This window comes from Brevundimonas sp. EU05-FHT14B11, from assembly GCF_058790835.1.
Window position 1 is genome coordinate 1,031,251 of record NZ_JBYTCY010000002.1, and the last position, 18,669, is coordinate 1,049,919.

The 18,669-nt window shown below is 70.4% G+C and carries 18 protein-coding genes and 1 tRNA gene; 12 read left to right on the forward strand and 7 right to left on the reverse strand.

The features are described 5' to 3' along the window. Positions 1-19: 19 nt before the first annotated feature. Entirely contained in the window at positions 20-466 is a 447-nt protein-coding gene (locus tag AC3WRV_RS12525) for a hypothetical protein (protein WP_492313501.1), read from the reverse strand. A gap of 96 nt (positions 467-562) precedes the next feature. Beyond that, a complete protein-coding gene (locus AC3WRV_RS12530; RefSeq protein ID WP_291832297.1) occupies positions 563-964 on the reverse strand; it encodes a hypothetical protein in 402 nt (133 codons plus the stop codon). Between AC3WRV_RS12530 and AC3WRV_RS12535 the strand changes: the two genes are divergently transcribed. Together AC3WRV_RS12535 and AC3WRV_RS12540 are read left to right on the forward strand one after the other, a co-directional pair. Continuing rightward, positions 963-1,160 (forward strand): hypothetical protein, encoded by a 198-nt coding sequence (locus AC3WRV_RS12535; protein ID WP_492313502.1) that lies wholly within the window; start codon positions 963-965, stop codon positions 1,158-1,160. The two genes, AC3WRV_RS12530 and AC3WRV_RS12535, sit on opposite strands and share 2 nt — an antisense overlap. Positions 1,161-1,227: 67 nt before the next feature. Further along, a complete protein-coding gene (locus tag AC3WRV_RS12540) occupies positions 1,228-2,022 on the forward strand; it encodes a phytanoyl-CoA dioxygenase family protein (protein ID WP_492313503.1) in 795 nt (264 codons plus the stop codon). Positions 2,023-2,028: 6 nt separating this feature from the next. Here the strand turns inward: AC3WRV_RS12540 and AC3WRV_RS12545 are convergent, their stop codons facing one another. Further along, a complete protein-coding gene (locus tag AC3WRV_RS12545) occupies positions 2,029-2,448 on the reverse strand; it encodes a hypothetical protein (protein ID WP_492313504.1) in 420 nt (139 codons plus the stop codon). Between the two features lie 123 nt (positions 2,449-2,571). Between AC3WRV_RS12545 and queA the strand changes: the two genes are divergently transcribed. The 4 genes from queA to AC3WRV_RS12565 are packed head-to-tail and all read left to right on the forward strand — an operon-like array spanning position 2,572 to position 5,573. Continuing rightward, entirely contained in the window at positions 2,572-3,681 is a 1,110-nt protein-coding gene (gene queA, locus AC3WRV_RS12550) for a tRNA preQ1(34) S-adenosylmethionine ribosyltransferase-isomerase QueA (RefSeq protein ID WP_492313505.1), read from the forward strand. Next, positions 3,678-4,151, forward strand: a complete 474-nt coding sequence (locus tag AC3WRV_RS12555; protein WP_492313506.1) for a nucleotidyltransferase family protein — start codon at positions 3,678-3,680, stop codon at positions 4,149-4,151. Before queA ends, AC3WRV_RS12555 begins: the two co-directional genes overlap by 4 nt. Beyond that, positions 4,148-5,263: a tRNA guanosine(34) transglycosylase Tgt gene (gene tgt, locus AC3WRV_RS12560; protein ID WP_492313612.1), complete on the forward strand. Its 1,116-nt coding sequence runs from the start codon at positions 4,148-4,150 to the stop codon at positions 5,261-5,263. Before AC3WRV_RS12555 ends, tgt begins: the two co-directional genes overlap by 4 nt. 13 nt (positions 5,264-5,276) lie before the next feature. Next, positions 5,277-5,573: a hypothetical protein gene (locus AC3WRV_RS12565; RefSeq protein WP_291832290.1), complete on the forward strand. Its 297-nt coding sequence runs from the start codon at positions 5,277-5,279 to the stop codon at positions 5,571-5,573. 3 nt (positions 5,574-5,576) lie between these two features. Here AC3WRV_RS12565 and AC3WRV_RS12570 read toward each other — a convergent pair whose 3' ends face one another. Continuing rightward, positions 5,577-6,128, reverse strand: coding sequence for a hypothetical protein (locus AC3WRV_RS12570; protein WP_492313507.1), 552 nt, complete (start codon positions 6,126-6,128; stop codon positions 5,577-5,579). 59 nt (positions 6,129-6,187) lie between these two features. Beyond that, a tRNA-Lys gene (locus AC3WRV_RS12575) sits at positions 6,188-6,264 on the reverse strand. A gap of 111 nt (positions 6,265-6,375) precedes the next feature. On the opposite strand from AC3WRV_RS12575, the gene AC3WRV_RS12580 reads away from it, so the two are divergent. Continuing rightward, entirely contained in the window at positions 6,376-7,467 is a 1,092-nt protein-coding gene (locus AC3WRV_RS12580; protein ID WP_492313508.1) for a CaiB/BaiF CoA transferase family protein, read from the forward strand. Between the two features lie 3 nt (positions 7,468-7,470). Here the strand turns inward: AC3WRV_RS12580 and AC3WRV_RS12585 are convergent, their stop codons facing one another. Continuing rightward, positions 7,471-9,204 carry an ATP-binding protein gene (locus AC3WRV_RS12585; RefSeq protein WP_492313509.1) on the reverse strand — a complete coding sequence of 578 codons (1,734 nt, stop codon included), beginning with the start codon at positions 9,202-9,204 and terminating at the stop codon, positions 7,471-7,473. A 201-nt stretch (positions 9,205-9,405) separates the two neighbouring features. On the opposite strand from AC3WRV_RS12585, the gene AC3WRV_RS12590 reads away from it, so the two are divergent. From AC3WRV_RS12590 to AC3WRV_RS12600, 3 genes are all read left to right on the forward strand, one after another. Further along, a complete protein-coding gene (locus tag AC3WRV_RS12590; RefSeq protein ID WP_291832286.1) occupies positions 9,406-9,666 on the forward strand; it encodes a hypothetical protein in 261 nt (86 codons plus the stop codon). Between the two features lie 91 nt (positions 9,667-9,757). Next, the gene (locus tag AC3WRV_RS12595) at positions 9,758-11,545 is read left to right on the forward strand and encodes an autotransporter assembly complex protein TamA (protein ID WP_492313510.1); all 1,788 of its coding nucleotides are present in this window, start codon (positions 9,758-9,760) and stop codon (positions 11,543-11,545) included. Beyond that, on the forward strand, positions 11,542-15,777 hold the full coding sequence (locus AC3WRV_RS12600; protein ID WP_492313511.1) for a translocation/assembly module TamB domain-containing protein: 4,236 nt from the start codon (positions 11,542-11,544) through the stop codon (positions 15,775-15,777). Before AC3WRV_RS12595 ends, AC3WRV_RS12600 begins: the two co-directional genes overlap by 4 nt. Positions 15,778-15,779: 2 nt before the next feature. On the opposite strand, the gene AC3WRV_RS12605 is transcribed toward AC3WRV_RS12600, so the two are convergent. After that, a complete protein-coding gene (locus AC3WRV_RS12605; RefSeq protein WP_291832283.1) occupies positions 15,780-16,298 on the reverse strand; it encodes a hypothetical protein in 519 nt (172 codons plus the stop codon). Positions 16,299-16,403: 105 nt separating this feature from the next. On the opposite strand from AC3WRV_RS12605, the gene AC3WRV_RS12610 reads away from it, so the two are divergent. Together AC3WRV_RS12610 and AC3WRV_RS12615 are read left to right on the forward strand one after the other, a co-directional pair. Then, on the forward strand, positions 16,404-17,654 hold the full coding sequence (locus AC3WRV_RS12610; protein ID WP_492313512.1) for a hydrolase: 1,251 nt from the start codon (positions 16,404-16,406) through the stop codon (positions 17,652-17,654). Positions 17,655-17,659: 5 nt separating this feature from the next. Next, positions 17,660-18,667 carry an arginine N-succinyltransferase gene (locus AC3WRV_RS12615; protein ID WP_291832281.1) on the forward strand — a complete coding sequence of 336 codons (1,008 nt, stop codon included), beginning with the start codon at positions 17,660-17,662 and terminating at the stop codon, positions 18,665-18,667. The last annotated feature ends 2 nt before the right edge of the window (positions 18,668-18,669 follow it).

An 18,669-nucleotide genomic window follows, 5' to 3' on the forward strand; every position in this document is an offset into this window, starting at 1 on the left:
GTCAACGACAGACCCGATCTCAGCGCCGATACAGGCCCATGACCCATCCGCCGACCGCCGCCGGCCAGACGGCGACATACAGGGCGAAGATCGGATTGATCGATCCGCCGGCGAGGGTCATCGCCAGGTAGAAGGCGAACACCACCGCTGCGCAGACGAGCGCGTAGACCCACGGCGTGCGCCAGCCCAGCCCGCGCAGGGCGAAATCGACCAGCAGGGTGATCACGGCGGCGACGGCGACCACGTTCAGGATCGCGATCCCGCCCACCACGATCAGCGTCTCGATCCGGGCGCCGTTCAGCTTGAACTGCGAGATGAACGGCATGACGGCCATCGTCAGGATCGCCACCGCCGCATTCGCCAGCAGGCCGAGCCAGTATCCGCCGCGCCGCGTTCTGGGCGCCTCCGCCACCGGCCTTGATGCGACGACACCTGCCGGCGCCGTGGTCCGCCTGCCGAAACTCATGCTCGCCTCCCCGTCGCCTCACCGACCCTAGAGGCTATGGGTAAAGACGATCTTCAGTCGGCGCGGCGCCGCCGCAATCTTTGAATGCGGGGCCCTTCAGCGCCGTCGCCGCACCGTCCCGGCCACCACCGCCAGCCCCGAAGCCACGACCAGCGCATCCTCGATCAACCCGCTCCTCGTCTGGCCGATCCGACGCATCGCCGTCTTGCGGCCCGCCAGAGTCAGATAGGCCAAAGGCACGGCCGTCAGCACGGCGACAATCGCCCCCGCCCGCTCCCGTCCCCTCGGCGCCAGGGCTGAGCCCGCGATGCCGGCGCTCATCACCCGGGCCAACAGGCCCAGGAAGACGGTGCGGTCCGGCGCCGACTTCATCTTGTCCCCGAACAGCTCGCCCACGCCCATGGCCAAGGCGCCCGCCGTGAAGAGCGGATGGGTCAACAGCCGCAGCCTGCCTGGCGTCCTGCGGTGCGCCAGATGGGCCCCGGCGAGGGCGGCCATGGGCGTCATCGACCGGGCGCTGGCGACGGCGCCGATCAGGGCGGAAGGCAGGAGTTCGGTGGTTTTCATCCCGCCCCAACACCGTCCGGACGCCTACGGTTCACGGTCGCGCTTGCGCCATCGCGCCGGGCGCCTCAGTTTTCCGGCCATGACGATGTTCATTCACGCGACCGCGTTCGGCTTCCCGCTGGCCTGAGGGCCGCCGCCGAACCTCTGTTTCGCCCCTGGCCACGCCGGGGCGATGTCTGTTGCGAAAGATGATCATGACTCCTCCCGCCTCCCCGCGCGCCCTGACGCGTGCTCAGATCGATCAATTCATCACCGACGGCGTCGTCCGTATCGATGACGCCTTCCCCACCGATGTCGCCGAACAGGCGCGCGCCGTCCTGTGGCGCGACCTCGGCCTTGAGCCCGACAGACCCGACACCTGGACGCATCCGGTCATGCGCCTGGGCATGTACAGCCAGCCGCCCTTCATCGAGGCCGCCAATACGCCGGTGCTCCACGCCGCCTTCGATCAATTGGTCGGACCGGGCCGCTGGCGCCCCTGCCGGGCCATGGGGACCTTCCCGGTCCGTTTCCCGTCGCCGAAAGACCCTGGCGACGCGGGCTGGCACATCGACGTCAGCTTCGGGACCGATGACCCGAACTTCCTGAACTGGCGGGCGAACATCCGGTCCAGGGGCCGGGCGCTGCTGATGCTATTCCTGTTCTCCGATGTCGGCGAAGCCGACGCCCCGACCCGCATCCGCCCCGGCTCGCACCGCCGGGTCGCCAGACTGCTCGCTCCTGCCGGGGAAGCGGGACTGACGCTGGGCGAACTGGCGGCCCGGGACTTCGGCGGCCCGGGCGACGGATCGGAGATGTCGGCCGCCGGCCCCGCCGGTACGGTTTACCTGTGCCACCCGTTTCTGGCGCACTCGGCCCAACCGCACCGCGGGACGGCGCCCCGCTTCATGGCCCAGCCGCCGCTGCCGCCGTCAGACTGGCCCGACGGAGGCGTCGATCCTCACGCGCCGGTCGGCCAGGCGATCGCCGACGCCTTGATGGACGGCTAGGGAGCTTCAGCCCTCGGCGCCGGCTTCTCCCTCGCCGGAGCGGCCGGCGCCGGGAATGGCGATGCAGCGCTGGCGCGTTCCGCCGCCGGGCGCGGCCTCGACGCGCGGGGCGATGGAGCTGACCGTGGTCCCGTCCGCCGCATAGGTGCCCAGGAACTGGCAGCCCGTCTGCAGGTCGGTTAGCACATAGATCCCCGGCTGGTCCGTCGCGGTCTTCGACAGGGTCGCGCCGATGGTGGCCCGCAGCGCCGCCGCCGGATCGTCAAGGATCTGCTGCGCCTGGGCCGAGCGGGTGTTGATCTCTTCCGCCGTCGCCTGGGCCTGGGCGGCCCGGTCCTGGACCTCCTGCAGGGCGGAGGTGTCGATGTCACAGGCGGCGACGGCGAAGCCGAGGGCGGTGACGGCGAGGCTGGTCAGGATTTTCATGCCCCGATCATGCCCGACCGCCCGCGCCGGGTCTGCCGGACAGATGGTCTCAGCCAGACGCCGCCCGCAGGCGGGGACCACCGCCTTGACCCCGCCGCAGACGCGTGGCCTTTGCGCCGCCTGATGAAGACCGCTGATTTCGACTTCGACCTGCCCGACGACCACATCGCGCTTCGCCCCGCGGAGCCGCGCGATTCCGCGCGCCTGCTGGTGGTGCGCGGCGGCGGGCTGGAGGACCGGATCATCCGTGACCTGCCGGAATTCCTGCGCCCCGGCGACGCCCTGGTGTTCAACGACACCCGGGTGATCCCGGCGCGGCTGTCGGGCGTGCGCCAGCGTCCAAACCCCGTGATAGGGGGACCGGACGGCGAGACCCTGACCGTCGAGGTCGAGGCCACGCTGCACCATCGCGACGCGCCGGATGTCTGGTCCGCCTTCATGAAGCCGGGCAAGCGGATCAAGGCGGGCGACCGCATCCGCTTCGGCCAGGTCCACGACGGCGCCTGCGAACTGGGCCGCCTCGACGCCACCGTCGCCGACAAGGGCGAGGACGGGCTGGTGGTGCTGAAGTTCGACCTGTCCGGCCCGGCGCTGGACGACGCCATCCGCGATGTCGGGGTCATGCCCCTGCCGCCCTATATCGCCGCCAAGCGGGCGGAGGACGACCGCGACCGTTCGGACTATCAGACCGTCTTCGCCGAGCATGACGGCTCGGTCGCCGCGCCGACGGCGGGCCTGCACTTCACCCCCGCCCTGCTCGACGCGATCCGGGCGAAGGGCGTCTCGACCCATGCCGTGACCCTGCACGTCGGCGCCGGCACCTTCCTGCCGGTCAAGGCCGACGACACCGCCGACCACAAGATGCACTCGGAGTGGGGAGAGGTCTCGGCCGGGACCGCCGAGGCCCTGAACGCCGTACATGCCTCCGGCGGGCGCATCGTCTGCATCGGCACCACCTCCCTGCGCCTGCTGGAAAGCGCGACGGATCAGGACGGCGTCGTGAAGCCGTTCCACGGCGACACCGCCATCTTCATCACCCCCGGCTACCGCTTCCGCGCGGTGGACGTGCTGATGACCAATTTCCACCTGCCGAAGTCGACCCTGTTCATGCTGGTCAGCGCCTTCGCCGGGTTGGACACCATGAAGGCCGCCTACGCCCACGCCATCAACACCGGCTACCGCTTCTATTCCTACGGCGACGGCAGTCTGCTGATCCGCGAGACCGCCTCATGACCGCCCTCCCCCGTCCCCTGATCCAGAGTCTCGAAATGCTGGCCGCCACGGCCGAGGCGCTGGAGCTCCGCAACGACTGGATCGTCTTCGGCGGCGCGGCCATGGCCCTGTCCGGCCTGCCCGACTGGCCCGTCCCCGACATCGACGTGCTGGCCTCCGAAGAGACCGCCAACGACCTGATCGACGCCTTCGGCGGCCGGATCATCACCCCGGCGGGCCAGGACCGTTTCCGCTCCCGCCTGCTGGCCCGGATCGACGGCACGCCCGTACCGATCGAGATCATGGTCGGGCTGGAGGTCAGGACCGACGACGGCTGGACCCCCGTCGCCTTCCGGACCCGCGTTGACCGCCCGGTGCTGGATCGCCACATCCCCACCGCCCGAACTTCCGAGCAGGCTCAGATGGCGCGCCGCTTCGGCCGCCCCAAGGACCTGCAGCGCGCCGAGGCGCTGGACAAGCTGACTGACTGATGACCTTCCCGTTTGAGATTTCGAAGACCGACGGCCGCGCCCGCACCGGCGTGCTGAAGACCCCGCGCGGCGACATCCGCACCCCCGCCTTCATGCCCGTCGGCACCGCCGCCACGGTCAAGGCGCTGACCGTCGACCAGGTGAAGCAAACAGGCGCGGACATCCTGCTGGGCAACACCTATCACCTGATGCTGCGCCCCGGCCCGGAGCGGATGGAGCGCCTCGGCGGACTTCACAAATTCATGGGCTGGGACAAGCCGATCCTGACCGACAGCGGCGGTTTCCAGGTCATGTCCCTGTCGGGCATCTCCAAGCTGACCGAGGAGGCCGTGACCTTCTCCAGCCATATCGACGGCTCCAAGCACGTCCTGACGCCCGAGCGGTCCATCGAGATCCAGGCCGACCGCATCGGCTCGGATATCGTCATGCAGCTGGACGAGTGTGTCGCCTGGCCCGCCGAGGAGAAGCGCGCCCGCGAGGGCATGGAGCTGTCCGCGCGCTGGGCCCAGCGCTCCAAGACCGCCTTCGGGACGCGCGACACGCAGGCCCTGTTCGGCATCCAGCAGGGCTCGACCTTCCAGAACCTGCGCAAGGAGTCGTCCGAACGGCTGCGCGAGATCGGCTTCGACGGCTACGCCATCGGCGGCCTGGCCGTCGGCGAGGGCCATGAGGCCATGTGCGAGGTGCTGGACTATGCGCCCGAGATGCTGCCCGCCGACAGCCCCCGCTATCTGATGGGCGTCGGCAAGCCGGTCGACCTGGTCGAGGCGGTGTGGCGCGGCGTCGACATGTTCGACTGCGTCCTGCCCACCCGCGCGGGCCGCCACGGCCAGGCCTGGACCTGGAACGGCCCGATCAACCTGAAGAACGCCCGCTTCGCCGAGGACCAGGCCCCGCTGGACCCCGAGGTCCCCTGCCCGGCCTCGCAGGACTATTCAAAAGCCTATCTGCACCACCTGATCCGGGCCGACGAGATCCTCGGCAAGATCCTGCTCAGCTGGCACAACATCGCCTTCTTCCAGGCGCTGACCGCCGCCATGCGCGCCGCCATCGCCGAGGGCCGCTTCGACCAGTTCCGCAAGGACTTCCACGCCCGGCACACGTCGAACTAGCGGAGCGCCCGACATGAGGATCGAGAAGTCCGGCTTCCACGCCTACAACACCTATCTGGAAGAGCCGCCCCGCCCAGAGGGCAACGAGCGCGCGCTGCACCGGCACGTGATCATCATCGGCGGCGACAAATATTCGTTCTTCGCCCACTGGTCCGGCAAGTTCGCGCACAAGGGCGAACTCATCTCCTTCGACTGGGACTGGGACCGGACCGGCGAATTCCGGAACATCGACAAGCCGTCCTTCGAGGCCTTCACCAAGGACGGTCGGGTCGAAATCCGGGGGGACCGCAGCGACAAGCCCCGACGCTGACGCCTACCGCCGGCTGCCGCCCCGCGGCCGGAACCAGCTGGGCGCCGCGGGCGGGGCGCAGTTCCGCTGCATGCCGATCCCCTTCAGGAAGGCCCGGCGCATCCGCCCGGCCTGCACCGCCGACTGGACGTGCAGCCGATGCCGCTCGGCCCCGCTGAGGCGGCGGATCCACGCCCGCCCGGGAATGAAGTCGGTCGTCGCGTCGCGGATCGCATCCAGCGCGCCCTTGGACGCCGCATCCGCCGCCCGCTCGCTGAGATAGGGATTGTCCGGCGCCGGCGGCTCGTCCGTGTCCGCCCCCAGCGCCTCGTTCAGCCGCGCGATCTCGGCCCCGATGGTGCTGCACTGATTGAGATTGCGCAGGTCATAGGGATTGGCCTCGGCCTGTAGCAGGACGGTCGGGATATACTCCCGGCGCAGGTTGAAATCGTCCAGCGGCGCGGTCGCCGCCGCCCCCAGCCCGGAGCCGAAATCGCGCATGGCCTGCCCGCCTCCGCAGGCGGCCAAAGCTGGGAAGAGAGCGAGGACGGGGAGAAGCAGGACGAGACGGCGCATGCGTCCTTCAATCACGCCCGGAGACCTGACGAAAGCACCGCGATGTCGGGAAAAGATGATGGTACGTCCTCTCGGGCTCGAACCGAGGACCCTCTGATTAAAAGTCAGATGCTCTAACCAACTGAGCTAAGGACGCACATCGTCTCCGGCCGCGTCTGCGAATCCGGAGGCGCGGCTTTTCCAACATAGCGGCCTCCGGGTCAAGCGTGCCTCGACAGGTTCGTCGCGGACCGGCTAGGCAAGGGCCATGACAACCCCTGCAAAACCGCTCGCCGGCGTGCGCATCCTCGAATTCGACGGCCTCGGACCCGTGACCTTCGCGGGCATGGTCCTGGCCGACATGGGGGCGGAAGTGCTGCGCCTGACCCGCAGCGCCTCGGCGGGCGCCGCCGTGTTCAGCGACGTCGGCGGCGAGGTGCTGCACCGGGGCCGGGCGGCGGTGGGCGTCAATCTCAAGGACCCGGCGGACCACGCCCGCGTCCTCGACCTGATCGACGGCGCCGACGCCCTGATTGAGGGGTTCCGCCCCGGGGTGATGGAGCGGCTGGGCTTCGGACCCGACGCGGTGGCGGCGCGCAATCCCCGGCTGGTGTTCGGACGGGTGACCGGCTGGGGCCAGAGCGGACCGATGGCGGACAGGGTCGGCCACGACATCAACTACATCGCGCTGTCGGGCGCCCTGCACCCGATGGGCGAGCCGGATCGCCCGCCCCGCGCGCCGCTGAACCTGGTCGGCGACTACGGCGGCGGGGCCATGTTCCTCGTCGCCGGGGTGCTGGCGGCCCTGCTGGAGGCGAAGACGACCGGCAGGGGCCGGGTGGTCGACGCCGCCATGACCGACGGCTCGGCGCTGCTGACCGGCCTGTTCCACGCCTTCCGCCCGCGCGGCCTGTGGAGCGACGCGCGCGGGGCCAACCTGCTGGACGGCGGCGCGCCCTTCTATCGCTGCTTCACCTGCAGGGACGGGAAGTTCGTCGCCGTCGGCGCGCTGGAGCCGCAGTTCTACGCCGCCCTGATCGCCGGCCTGGGCCTGACGGCGGACGAGGCGCCGCAATTCGACATGGCGAACTGGCCCGCCCTGCACGCCCGGTTCGAGGCCCTGTTCGCCGCGCGCGACCGCGACGACTGGGCCGCCCATTTCGAGGGTACGGACGCCTGCGTCACCCCGGTGCTGACCCTGGGCGAGGCGCCCGCCCATCCGCACAACGCCGCGCGCGGGACCTTCATCGATCAGGGCGTCATCCAGCCCGCGCCCGCGCCCCGGTTCGACGGTCAGGCGACGCCGGAAGCCCAGCCCCCGGCCCTGTCGCTGGACGAGGCCCTGTCGCGCTGGGCCTAAGGCTCAGGCGACCTCGGCCCGGGCCTCGGCCGAGACGATGCAGGCCGCCGCAAGGGTCCGGGCCAGGACGACGGGGTCGATCGGCTTGGTCAGGAAGGCGTGGACGCCCGCCGCTTCCCACGCCTGGCGGTGCACATCCAGCGCATTGGCGGTCAGGGCGATGATCGGGGTCCCGGCGTTGGCGGCGCTGGTCAGGCGGATGCGCCGCGTGGCCTCCAGCCCGTCCATCACCGGCATCTGCATGTCCATCAGGATGGCGTCAAACCGTTCCACGGACGCGGTCTCCAGCGCCTCGGCGCCGTTCTCGACCAGCGTCAGGCGACAGCCGTGCGGCTCCAGCAACAGCTTGAGGATGCGACGGTTCACCTCGTGGTCGTCGGCGGCCAGGATCGAACGTCCCTCCAGCGAGCCCGTCTCCTCGGTCTCGATGAGCGCCGCCGCCGGCCGCGACGCGGAGACCTCGACCGGCAGATGCAGGGTGAAGGTCGAGCCCTGCCCCACCGTGCTCTGCACCGTCAGTTCGCCGCCCATGATCTCGGCCAGCCGGCGGCTGATCGACAGGCCCAGGCCGGTGCCGCCGTAGCGGCGGGTGGTGCCGGCGTCGGCCTGTTCGAAACTGTTGAACACATGCGCCAGCCGGTCCGAGGGAATGCCGCAACCGCTGTCGGCCACCGACACGATCAGTCGGCCGTTCATCCATTCGGCGGTGACGGTGATCTGGCCCTGATCGGTGAACTTCACCGCGTTCGAGATCAGGTTGAACAGGATCTGCTGGAAGCGCAGCGGATCGGTGCGCACGCAGTCCGGCACCGTGTCGGCGATCCGGACGATCAGGGCGACGCCCGCCGCGGCGGCGCGGGGCTCCCACAGCCGGGTCAGCGAGGCCAGACGCGCATGGACCTCCATGTCGTCGACCTCCAGCACCATCTTGCCGGCCTCGATCTTGGACACGTCGAGCACGTCGTTCAGCAGGCCCATCAGCACGTCGCCGGCGTCTGTCAACATTGACACATGCTCGGCCTGCCGCGCGTCCAGATCGGTCCGGCGCAGCAGGTTGGCGGCAGAGATCACCGCGTTCATGGGCGTGCGGATCTCGTGACTGATGACCGCGAGGAAGTCGGACTTGGCCGCGCTGGCCTCCTCGGCCCGGTGACGCGCCTCCTGCGCCTGATCGCGGGCCGCCTGCAGCAGGCCGGTGGTGGTCGAGCTCTGGCGGACCGCCACGACCAGATGGCTCATGTACAGGACACAGCCGAAGGCGATCAGCAGGGGCTGCCAGCTGCCGGTCAGGATGGCGGTCACCACCGGCAGGCCCATGAAGTAGACGCCGTGCGGAGCGACGGCGGACACCAGGATGGCGCGGGCGTGGTGCATGTGCAGGCTGACGTGCAGCAGGCCGCCGGCCACCTGCACCATGGCGAAGATCCGCCCGATCTCGCCGCCCGCGAACCACAGATAGGCGGCGATGGACGAATAGACGGCCACGCCGAACGCGGTGACCGCGCACGACAGGATCAGGTAGGCCCGGTCGGGCTCCCACTCCGGATGACGGCGGTAGCGGCTGAAGGTGAGCCAATCGACGCCCTGGCTGACCAGGACGGCGGCGAACCACACGATCGGCCATATCCCCGGCGCGACGAACCAGGCCGTGGTTCCGATCACGGCGGCCAGGGCGATACGGGTGGTGAGCTCCCTGTACCGCACTTGCGACACGAGGGCGTAGGCGGTGGCTTGCATTGGCCGGTCTCCCCAACCTTCAGGTTGCACCGAAATGTGAAATTATTGGTTGCCGGACATGATGACCGGCGCTCGCAAGGCGGCTACACGGCTCAAGCGTGGCTGGAGACGCCCAAAGGTGTGCTTTGGCCCGAAACACTTTATGGAACAGGCGATACGGCCCGCGCGTTGGAAGGCCGAATCCCGGGGGAGACTTCGACCATGAAACGCCTTGCCGCCCTTCTGGCCCTGACCGGCGCCTTCGCCGTCGCCGCGTGCGACGATCCGCGCTCGTCCGAGGAGGATAGCCTGGCCGACAAGGCCGCTGAACAGCCGCTGGCTCCGGCCGCCGAGGACGTGGGCGTCCCGGCCGAGGCTGTCGCCCCGACTGCTCCGCCGCCCACGGACACCAACGCCATCCCGCCCGAGAAGCGGACGTCGGAAGAATCGGTCAAGCCGGAAAGCGAAACCCTCTTCTATTGAGGCGCGGTGAAGCCGCCTCCGCGCGGTCAGGACGACGACGGGAGTGCGCCGTCTGTTTATGGGCCGACCGGCCCTCAATGAAGGTTCGAGTTTGACGCCAAGGCCCGCCCTCTTCCTTGTCAGCCTGGCGGGCATGGCCTTCGCGTCCGCCGCCGCCGCGGATCCCCGCGCGCACATTCGCGGCGACATGGACGGAACCCTGCGAGAGCAGCTGGTCCGCGCCGTGGGCGAGGTCGATGGTCCGCCAGCCAACCGCTTCGAGGCCCGCCGACGCGCCCGCGGGGCCATGGAGGCGGCCCAGGCCCTGCTCCGCTCCGAGGGCTACTACCAGCCGACCCTGGAAGACGTCGTCGAGGGCGAAGAGACCCCGATCGCCATCGTCAGCGTCATCCCCGGCCCACGCTTCGTGCTGGCCGACCCCGCCGTTCATTGGGTCGCGCCTGAACCGCAGGCCGAGGCGGCGCAGGCCGCCGTGAACGATATCGGGCTGAAGGCGGGCGAGGCGGGCCGCGCCGTGGACGTCATCGCCGCCGAGGGCCGGATCGTCTCGGGCCTGGTCCGCAACGGCTACGCCGACGCGCGGCCCGAACCCCGCCGCGTGGTCGTCGACCATGCCGCCTTCACCGTCCAGCCCACCTACAACATCGCCGCGGGCCAGCTGGTGCGCCTGGACGGCGTCCGGCTGGAGACGCGCGGCCCGACCAATCCGGATTGGGTCGCGGGCCTCGCGCCCTGGTCCGAAGGCGACGTCTACGATCCCGAAGACGTGGCGGAACTGGAACGCCGCCTGCTCGAGACCGGGGTCTACGACGGCGTCGGCGTGGCCCTGGCGCCGGCGGACCAGACCAATGCGGCGGGCAACCGGCCCATCGTCGTCACCCTGACCGACCGTCCGCGCCGCATCCTCGAGGCGGGCGCCACCTTCTCGACCGCCGAAGGCTCCGGCGTCGATCTGCGCTGGACGTGGCACAACCGCTTCAAGCGCGCCGACACCCTGGTCTGGGAAGCCCGCGCCGCCAACGTCGATAGCCGGCTGGGCGTGGATCTCAGCCTGCCGCACTGGCGCAATCCGGGACTGACGCTGAAACTGTCGGCCGCGGTGGTGAACGAGGATACCGACGCCTACGAACGCACCGCCGCCACCTTCGCCGCCGACCTGCAGCAGCGCCTGGGCAAGACCTCCTGGGTCAGTTACGGCGTCGGCCTCGACATCGGCCACTACAACGAGAACCGCTTCGATCCGCTCACCGCGCTGCCGGTGAATTTCAACCGCGACCTCTACATCCTGACCGGGCGCGGCAGCTTCTATCTGGATCATTCCAACGATCCGCTTGATCCGACCACGGGCTGGCGCCTGACCGTCTCGGCCCAGCCGACCGCGGTGGGGGGCGAGGAGTCGGTGCTGTTCCTGCGCGCCGAGTCCCAGGCCACCGCCTACCTGCCTCTGCAGGACAACGCCAAGACGGTGCTGGCCGGGCGGGTCAGGCTGGGCTCGATCCTGGGCGGCGGCGAGCTGACGGTGCCGTCGGACCGCCTGTTCTATTCCGGCGGCGGCGGATCGGTGCGCGGCTATGAATACCAGGGCGTCGGCCCGCGCCTGCCCGACAACACCCCGCGCGGCGGGCTGAGCCTGTTCGAGACCTCGCTGGAAATCCGCCGCGACGTGTGGCGCAGCTTCCAGGCCGTGGCCTTCGTCGACGCCGGCGCCGTCGGCTTCCAGGAAACGCCCAACTTCAGCAACCTGCGCTACGGCGCGGGTCTGGGCGTGCGCTACAAGCTGCCGTTCGGCCCGATCCGCGCCGATATCGCCTTCCCGCTGTCGGCGCGTGAAGGCGACGCCAAATTCCAGATCTACGTCAGCATCGGGCAGGCGTTTTGACCGACGCCCCGCCGCCCGAACCGACCCCGGCCGAAGCGCCTGACACGCCCGCGAAGAAGGCCCGGCGCAAGCGCACGCGCCTGCAGGCCCTCGCCTTCTTCAGCGGCATGGCCCTGGCCGCCCTGGCCGCCCTGCTGGTCGTCGTGCTGGTCGGCGGGCGGATGTACCTGGTCAGCGGCCCGGGCCGCGAACTGGTCACCAGCTTCGTCGCGGGCAAGAAGATCGGCCGCTACGGCCGGATCAACGTCGAAGGGGTCAAGGGCGACATCTTCAACGACTTCACCATCGACCATGTCACCGTCACCGATGCGAAGGGCGTCTGGCTGGAAGCGCGCGCCGTCCGGGTCGACTGGGACTGGCTGCCGCTGATCACCCGCCGGTTCCACGCCACCAACATCGAGGCCGGCGTCATCCGCCTGATCCGCCGCCCGCTGGTCGAGCCCTCGACCACGCCGCCGGGTCCGCAGGCGCTGGGCATCGACATCGACCGCTTCGCCGCCAACGTCGAACTGCTGGAAGGCTTCAGCAAGGAGTACGGCCGCTGGAACCTGTCCGGCGAGGCCAATGTGCCGCGCCAGGGCGCCAAGTCCGCCGTCGTCAACGCCAACAGCCTGAGCCGTCCGGGCGACCACCTGCGCCTCAACGCCGTCTTCGGCGGCGATCTGGCCGAGACCCGGCTGAACCTGCGGGCGGTCGAGGCGCGCGGCGGCCCGATCGCGGGCGCCCTGGGCTACTCGCCGGACCAGCCCTTCCTCGCCAGCGCCATCGTCAACGGCCAGGTGGTCGACGCCGTCGTCCGCTCCGGCGACTTCGTCCCGCTGACCGTCAAGGGCCGCTACGGCAAGGACAACACCCGGATCAGCGGCTTCTTCGACTTCTCCGGCTCGGACCTCCTGGCCCCCTTCATCGCGCGCCTCGGCCGCACCGCGAAATTCGGCTTCGCCACCTCCCCCGACACCGACGGCGACGGCCAGCAGGGCGTCGCCTGGCGGCTGATCACCGAGAACCTCACCTCCGACGCCAGCGGCCAGATCAGCATCAAGGATCGCCGCAGCCGGGACGGCGTCCGGCTGGACATCGCCACGCCGTCGCTGAACCGCCTCATCGGCCACCCGTCCGCCGGCCCCGCCTCCTACGTCGGGGTCTTCAAGGGCGACGCCGCGAACTGGACCCTGGCCGGCGCGGTCGATCTGGTCGGGGTGCAGGCCTCCAGCTACCGCGCCGCCCGCTTGCGCGGCCCGCTGAACGTGCAGGTCAAGTCGGGCCGCATGGATCTGGACGGCGACATCCAGGCCGACGGCGGGTCGACGGCGGGCATCATCGGCGGCCTGCTGGGCCCTCGCCCGCGCATCGTCTTCGAGGCCGCGCGCCTGGCCGACGGCGCCATCCTGCTGGAGAAGATCAACGCCAGGGGACAGGCGCTGGAACTGACCGGCTCGGGCGGCCGCGACCTGACCGGCGGTCTCGGCTTCCGCGGCGAGGCCCGGATCACCGACGCCTCGAAGATCCACCGCGACGCCCGCGGCGCCTTCGGCGGCCCCATCAGCGCCGCCATGGCCCGGAACGGCGCCCCCTGGCGGCTGACCTTCGACGGCCGCGGACGCGGCCTGGCCACGGGACAAGCCGAACTGGACCGCCTGCTGGGCGGCACGCCCCGCCTGCAGCTGACCGGCGCCCTGAACGGCGGACGCATCGAGGTCGAGCGGGCCGCCCTGACCGGAGCGCAAGGCTCGGCGGGCGCGCGCGGCCTGATCGAGGGCGACGGCCGCCTGCGGCTGGCCCTGAACTGGAACGCGCGCGGCCCGTTCGGCGTCGGCCCGGTCGAGATCGATGGAGCCATGACCGGCGACGGCGCCCTGACCGGCACCCTGGCCCAGCCCCGCGCCGACCTCCGCGCCGCCTTCGGCCAGGTCAGCGCCGGGGCGCTGAAACTGACCGACGCCAACCTGATCCTCAGCTTCCGCAAGGGCGCCGACGCCTCGGACGGCCGCATCGCCGTGACCGCAGGCTCGAACTACGGCCCCGCGCGGGCCAGCGGCAACTTCTACCTCGGCGGGTCGCGTATCCGCCTGACCGATGTGGACCTCGACGCCGGCGGCGTGGCGGCCCAGGGCGCGATCGCCCTGTCCAACCGCATCCCGTCCAGCGCCGACCTGACCTTCACCGCCCGTCCCGGCGCCTTCCTGGCTTCCGGGGAGGCCAATGGCCGCGTTCGCCTGACCGAGGGAGACGGGGCCGAGACGGCCATCCTCGACGTCAGCGGCCGCAATGTGCGTCTGGCCGGTTCGCCCTATGTAATCCGCACCCTCGACCTGGACGGGCGCGGGACCCTGGACCGGCTGCCCTTCAACCTGAAGGCCGACGTGGGCGGGCCGACGCCGCTGTCGTTCAACGGCACGGGCGTCTACGCCCGCGAGGGCAAGGCCCAGTCCGTGGTGTTGGAAGGCGCGGGCTCGGTGCGCGAGATCGACTTCACCACCCGTTCTCCCGCCGTGGTCGCCCTGTCCGGCGACGGCCGCGTCGCCCGGATCGACCTGTCGGTCGGCGGCGGCGTCCTGAGCGGCGAACTGCGCCAGGATTCCCGCGCCGCCATCATCGAGGCCAATCTGACCAGCGTCGAGCTGGGCTCCATCGCCCCGGACGTGCGCGGCCGGGTCACGGGCCGCCTGTCCCTGCGCGGCGCCGGCGACGACCTGTCCGGCTCGGCCAACATCAGCCTGGAGAACCTGCGCAGCATCGACGCGCCGCGCGGCCTGTCGGTGGACGGCACGCTCAGCGCCATGCTGGTCGACAACACCCTTCGCCTGGAAGCCCGCGCCACCGACGAGAACGCGGTGGAGGCCAGCGCCGACCTGACCCTGCCGGTGGAAGCCTCCGCGGCCCCGCTGCGGCTCGCCATCGCCCGCACCCGGCCGATGGAGGGCAAGATCAACATGCGCGGTCAGATCCAGCCGATCTGGGACCTGTTCCTCGGCGGCGACCGCTCTTTGTCGGGCCAGGTGACCGCCAACGCCACCCTGGGCGGCACCCTGAACGAACCGCGCATCAACGGCCGTCTCGACCTGCAGCAGGGGGCGTTCCGCGACAACGCCGTCGGCCTGCGGCTGGAAGGCGTCACCCTGAGCAGCCGGTTCGACGACACCACCGCCCTGATCGAGACCTTCACCGCCAACGACGGCTCGGGCGGCACGGTCAACGGCGACGGCCGCATCGGCCTGCGCCAGGGCTCGGGCTCCAGCTTCGAACTGGCCCTGACCCGCTTCCGCATCATCGACAACGACATCGCCGAGGCCCGGGCCTCCGGCCCTCTGACCGTGGTCCGGGGCGAGGACGGCAACATCCAGCTGGCTGGTCAGATCGACATCGACGACGCCCGGATCGAAGCCAACCCGCCGGGCTCCAACGGCATCGTCCGCATGGATGTGGTCGAGATCAACCGCCCCGGCGGCGACGTCCCCGAAGAGGCCCAGAACCGCCCGCGCGGCCCGCAGATCGGCATGGACATCGCCATCCGTTCGCCCGGCGGCGACGTGCATGTGGTCGGGCGCGGCCTGAATGTGGAGATGGGCGTCAATGCGCGCGTCACCGGCACCATCGGCCGCCCGATCCTGAGCGGAACCGCGCGGGTCATCCGCGGCGACTATGATTTCGCGGGCAAGCGGTTCGTCTTCGACGACACCGGCTCGGTCACCCTGTCGACCCGGCCCGACCAGATCCGGCTAAACCTGTCGGCCACGCGCGAGGATCCGGCCCTGACGGCCACCATCCGCGTGACCGGCACGGCGGTGCGGCCCGAGATCGCCCTGACCTCGACCCCGGCCCTGCCCCAGGATGAGATCCTGTCCCAGGTGCTGTTCGGACGGTCCGCGTCCCAGCTGTCGCCCTTCGAGGCGGCCCAGCTGGCGGCGGGCGTGGCCGCTCTGGCGGGCGGCGGCGGCTTCGATGTGATCGGGAACCTGCGCCAGCTGGCCGGACTGGACCGCCTGTCCTTCGGGGGCGAGGCGTCCAGCATCACCGTGGCGGGCGGACGCTACATCACCGACAATGTCTATCTGGAGATCATCGGCGGCGGCGAGGACGGGGCCGAGGTCAACGTCGAGTGGCAGGTGCGCCGCAATCTGACGGTCAGCTCCAAATTCGGCGGACAGGGCGACGCCAGCCTGTCCATCCGTTGGCGCCGGCAAAGCCGGCAGCCGGGCGGCGGATCCGAAGACCGCCGCCCGAACCGGTAGGCTTAGTAGGTTTCGGCGGCGCGCGTCCGGATCTTGTCCAGGGCGCTGGCGCCGCGGATGCCGGCGATGTGGGTCACGGCCGCAATCAGCATCAGGACCAGGATCGCGATGGTCAGCCACAGCGGCTGGGCCGCGCCGAACGCCGGCACGACCAGGGCCAGCAGGGACCCGCCCAGAGCCCAGATCACCAGCACCAGGAACAGGATCGGCAGCACGATGTTCGGCTTGCGCCACTGAACGAAGGCCAGGATCAGCTGCAGGACGATGAAGCCGCCCGCGATCATGATGCCGAACTGCGACTGCTGCGCGATCTGGGCCGGATCGGCCGTCTGTCCGGTCAGGTCATGAACCATGCGCGCCGCCGCTTCCTGCGCGGCCGGCGTTGAGGAGTACCAGCCGCCGATCGCCGTGTTGACCGCGCCCACCACCATGCCGACGGCGCTGACCTTGGCGGCGCCCAGCGCGGCTTCCTCGGTCGCCAACGGCGCGGTCGGGTTCATTGCCTTGAAGATATCAGTCATCCGTTTCCTCCTCTGGATGGAGCTTGACCCTAACGCGCCGCCGGAGGGAGTCGATAGCCGTCCCCGCCTTCACCTTTCTTCCGAGGGCGTCTAGGGTCCCGGCGCATGCGGATTCTGCCTTCTGATCAGACCGTGCTCGACCATGTCGCGGCGCGCGAAACCGTCATCATCGGACGCGCCGTGACGTGGGCGAACGTCAACTCCGGCAGCCGCAACGCCGAGGGGCTGAACGCTGTCCTGACGCTGCTGGAGGCCGAGGCGCGCCATCTGCCCGTCGCCGTCGAGCGCATCCCCACCCAGGGCTCCACCACCGTCGCCGACGACGGCTCGGTGCGGGCCGAGGCCCACGCCGACGCCCTGAAGATCACCTGCCGCCCGGACGCGCCCCTGCAGGTCGTGCTGACCGGCCACTACGACACCGTCTTCCCGGCCGAGAGCGGCTTCCAGACCGTCGTGACCCGCGCTGACGGAGCCCTGAACGGCCCGGGCGTCGCTGACATGAAGGGCGGCATCTCGGTGCTTCTGGCCGCGCTGGAAGCCTTCGAGACCCATCCGGACCGCGAGCGCGTGGGATGGACCGTCCTGCTGAGCCCGGACGAGGAGATCGGCTCTCCCGCCTCCGCTCCCCTGCTGGCCGAGCTCGGCGCGCGCGGCCATGTCGGCATGACCTATGAGCCCGCCCTCTCCGACGGCACGTTGGCGGGCGAACGCAAGGGCAGCGGCAACTACCACCTGATCGTGACAGGCAAGGCCGCCCACGCGGGCCGCGCCTTCCACGAGGGCGCCAACGCCGTCGCCGGCGCCGCCATGATCGCGGCCCGCCTGCACGGCCTGAACGGTCAGCGCGAGGGCGTCACCGTCAATGTCGCCAAGATCAGCGGCGGCGGGGCTCTGAACGTCGTCGCCGACAACGCCGTGGTCCGCTTCAACGTCCGCGTCCCCGACGCCCAGGCCTCGGCCTGGATCTCCGAGACCGTGCGCCAGATCGCGGCTGAGCCGCCCTTCCCCGGCCTGACGCTGGACCTGCACGGCGGCATGACCCGCGCGCCCAAACCGATGGACGCCTCCCAGACCGCGCTTTTCAACGCCGTGCGTGATGCCGGCGCCCTTCTGGGCCAGACCATCGCCTGGAAGCCGTCGGGCGGCGTCTGCGAAGGCAACAACCTGCACGCCGCCGGCCTGCCCAATATCGACACCCTCGGCGTGCTGGGCGGCGATATCCATTCGGATAAGGAGTTCGCCTGGCCCGCCAGCTTCGTCGAACGCGCCCAGCTCAGCGCCCTGATCCTGTGCAAGATCGCGTCGGGCGAGATCGACGCCGTGAAACTGAAGTCCCTGCGTCTGGAGACGATGTAACCCCCATGCTCGTCGTCCGCCCCGCCGGCCCCGCCGATCTCGACTTCCTGCTGGAGCTGGCCATCCTCAGCGGCCCGGGCTTCACCAGCCTGCCCGAGGATCCGGACCAGCTGTCCGAACGCCTCGACCTCAGCCGCGACAGCTTCCACGGCAAGATGGAGCCGCAGGAGCGCTGGTACACCCTGATGCTGGAGGAGTCGGAGACCGGCGACGTCGACGGTATCGGCTCGGTCAAGGCGGCCGTCGGCCTCAAGCGCCCCTTCTTCAGCTTCCGGGTCGTCAACAACGCCCAGTCGTCGCCTTCGCTGGGCATAAAGCTGGAACAGAAGACCCTGGTGCTGGTCAACGAGTGCACCGGCTGGACCGAGGTCGGCTCGCTGTTCCTCAAGGCCGACCGGCGCAAGGGCGGCGCGGGCCGCCTGCTCAGCCAGTCGCGCTACATGCTGATCGGCGCCGAGCCCGAACTGTTCAATGACAACGTCCTGGCCGAGCTGCGCGGGGTCTTCACCCCCGACGGCGCCTGCCCCTTCTGGGACCACGTCGCCCACAAATTCTTCCCGATGGAGTTCGACGAGGCCGACCGCATGACCGGCTCGACGGACAAGCAGTTCATCCTCGACCTGGCTCCACGCCACCCGATTTACATCGACCTGCTGCCCGAGCCCGCCCGCGCCGTGATCGGCAAGGTCCACCCGCAGGGCGTGCCCGCCATGGCCCTGCTGGAAAGCGAGGGCTTCCGGCCCAACGGCCTGATCGACATCTTCGACGCCGGACCGACCGTCTCGTGCCAGCGTGACAACATCCGCACCGTTCGTGACGCCCGCCCCCTGACCGTCGCCGTCGCCGACGAAGTCGAGGCCGAGCTGCCCGCCCTGATCTCCACCAACAGCGTCGGCGCCTTCCGCGCCGTGCGCCAGCGCGCCCATATCGAGGGCGACGTCGCCACCCTGAATCGCGAGACCGCCGATGCGCTGAAGGTGCGCGCCGGAGATACGGTCCGCGTGAAGACCTGAGT

What these genes read in the sequence shown, in the direction of transcription:
- AC3WRV_RS12525 (WP_492313501.1), bottom strand. Translation starts at nt 466, where the DNA reads ATGAGTTTCGGCAGGCGGACCACGGCGCCGGCAGGTGTCGTCGCATCA.
- AC3WRV_RS12535 (WP_492313502.1), top strand. Translation starts at nt 963, where the DNA reads ATGGGCGTCATCGACCGGGCGCTGGCGACGGCGCCGATCAGGGCGGAA.
- AC3WRV_RS12530 (WP_291832297.1), bottom strand. Translation starts at nt 964, where the DNA reads ATGGCCGCCCTCGCCGGGGCCCATCTGGCGCACCGCAGGACGCCAGGC.
- AC3WRV_RS12540 (WP_492313503.1), top strand. Translation starts at nt 1,228, where the DNA reads ATGACTCCTCCCGCCTCCCCGCGCGCCCTGACGCGTGCTCAGATCGAT.
- AC3WRV_RS12545 (WP_492313504.1), bottom strand. Translation starts at nt 2,448, where the DNA reads ATGAAAATCCTGACCAGCCTCGCCGTCACCGCCCTCGGCTTCGCCGTC.
- queA (WP_492313505.1), top strand. Translation starts at nt 2,572, where the DNA reads ATGAAGACCGCTGATTTCGACTTCGACCTGCCCGACGACCACATCGCG.
- AC3WRV_RS12555 (WP_492313506.1), top strand. Translation starts at nt 3,678, where the DNA reads ATGACCGCCCTCCCCCGTCCCCTGATCCAGAGTCTCGAAATGCTGGCC.
- AC3WRV_RS12565 (WP_291832290.1), top strand. Translation starts at nt 5,277, where the DNA reads ATGAGGATCGAGAAGTCCGGCTTCCACGCCTACAACACCTATCTGGAA.
- AC3WRV_RS12570 (WP_492313507.1), bottom strand. Translation starts at nt 6,128, where the DNA reads ATGCGCCGTCTCGTCCTGCTTCTCCCCGTCCTCGCTCTCTTCCCAGCT.
- AC3WRV_RS12580 (WP_492313508.1), top strand. Translation starts at nt 6,376, where the DNA reads ATGACAACCCCTGCAAAACCGCTCGCCGGCGTGCGCATCCTCGAATTC.
- AC3WRV_RS12585 (WP_492313509.1), bottom strand. Translation starts at nt 9,204, where the DNA reads ATGCAAGCCACCGCCTACGCCCTCGTGTCGCAAGTGCGGTACAGGGAG.
- AC3WRV_RS12590 (WP_291832286.1), top strand. Translation starts at nt 9,406, where the DNA reads ATGAAACGCCTTGCCGCCCTTCTGGCCCTGACCGGCGCCTTCGCCGTC.
- AC3WRV_RS12605 (WP_291832283.1), bottom strand. Translation starts at nt 16,298, where the DNA reads ATGACTGATATCTTCAAGGCAATGAACCCGACCGCGCCGTTGGCGACC.
- AC3WRV_RS12610 (WP_492313512.1), top strand. Translation starts at nt 16,404, where the DNA reads ATGCGGATTCTGCCTTCTGATCAGACCGTGCTCGACCATGTCGCGGCG.
- AC3WRV_RS12615 (WP_291832281.1), top strand. Translation starts at nt 17,660, where the DNA reads ATGCTCGTCGTCCGCCCCGCCGGCCCCGCCGATCTCGACTTCCTGCTG.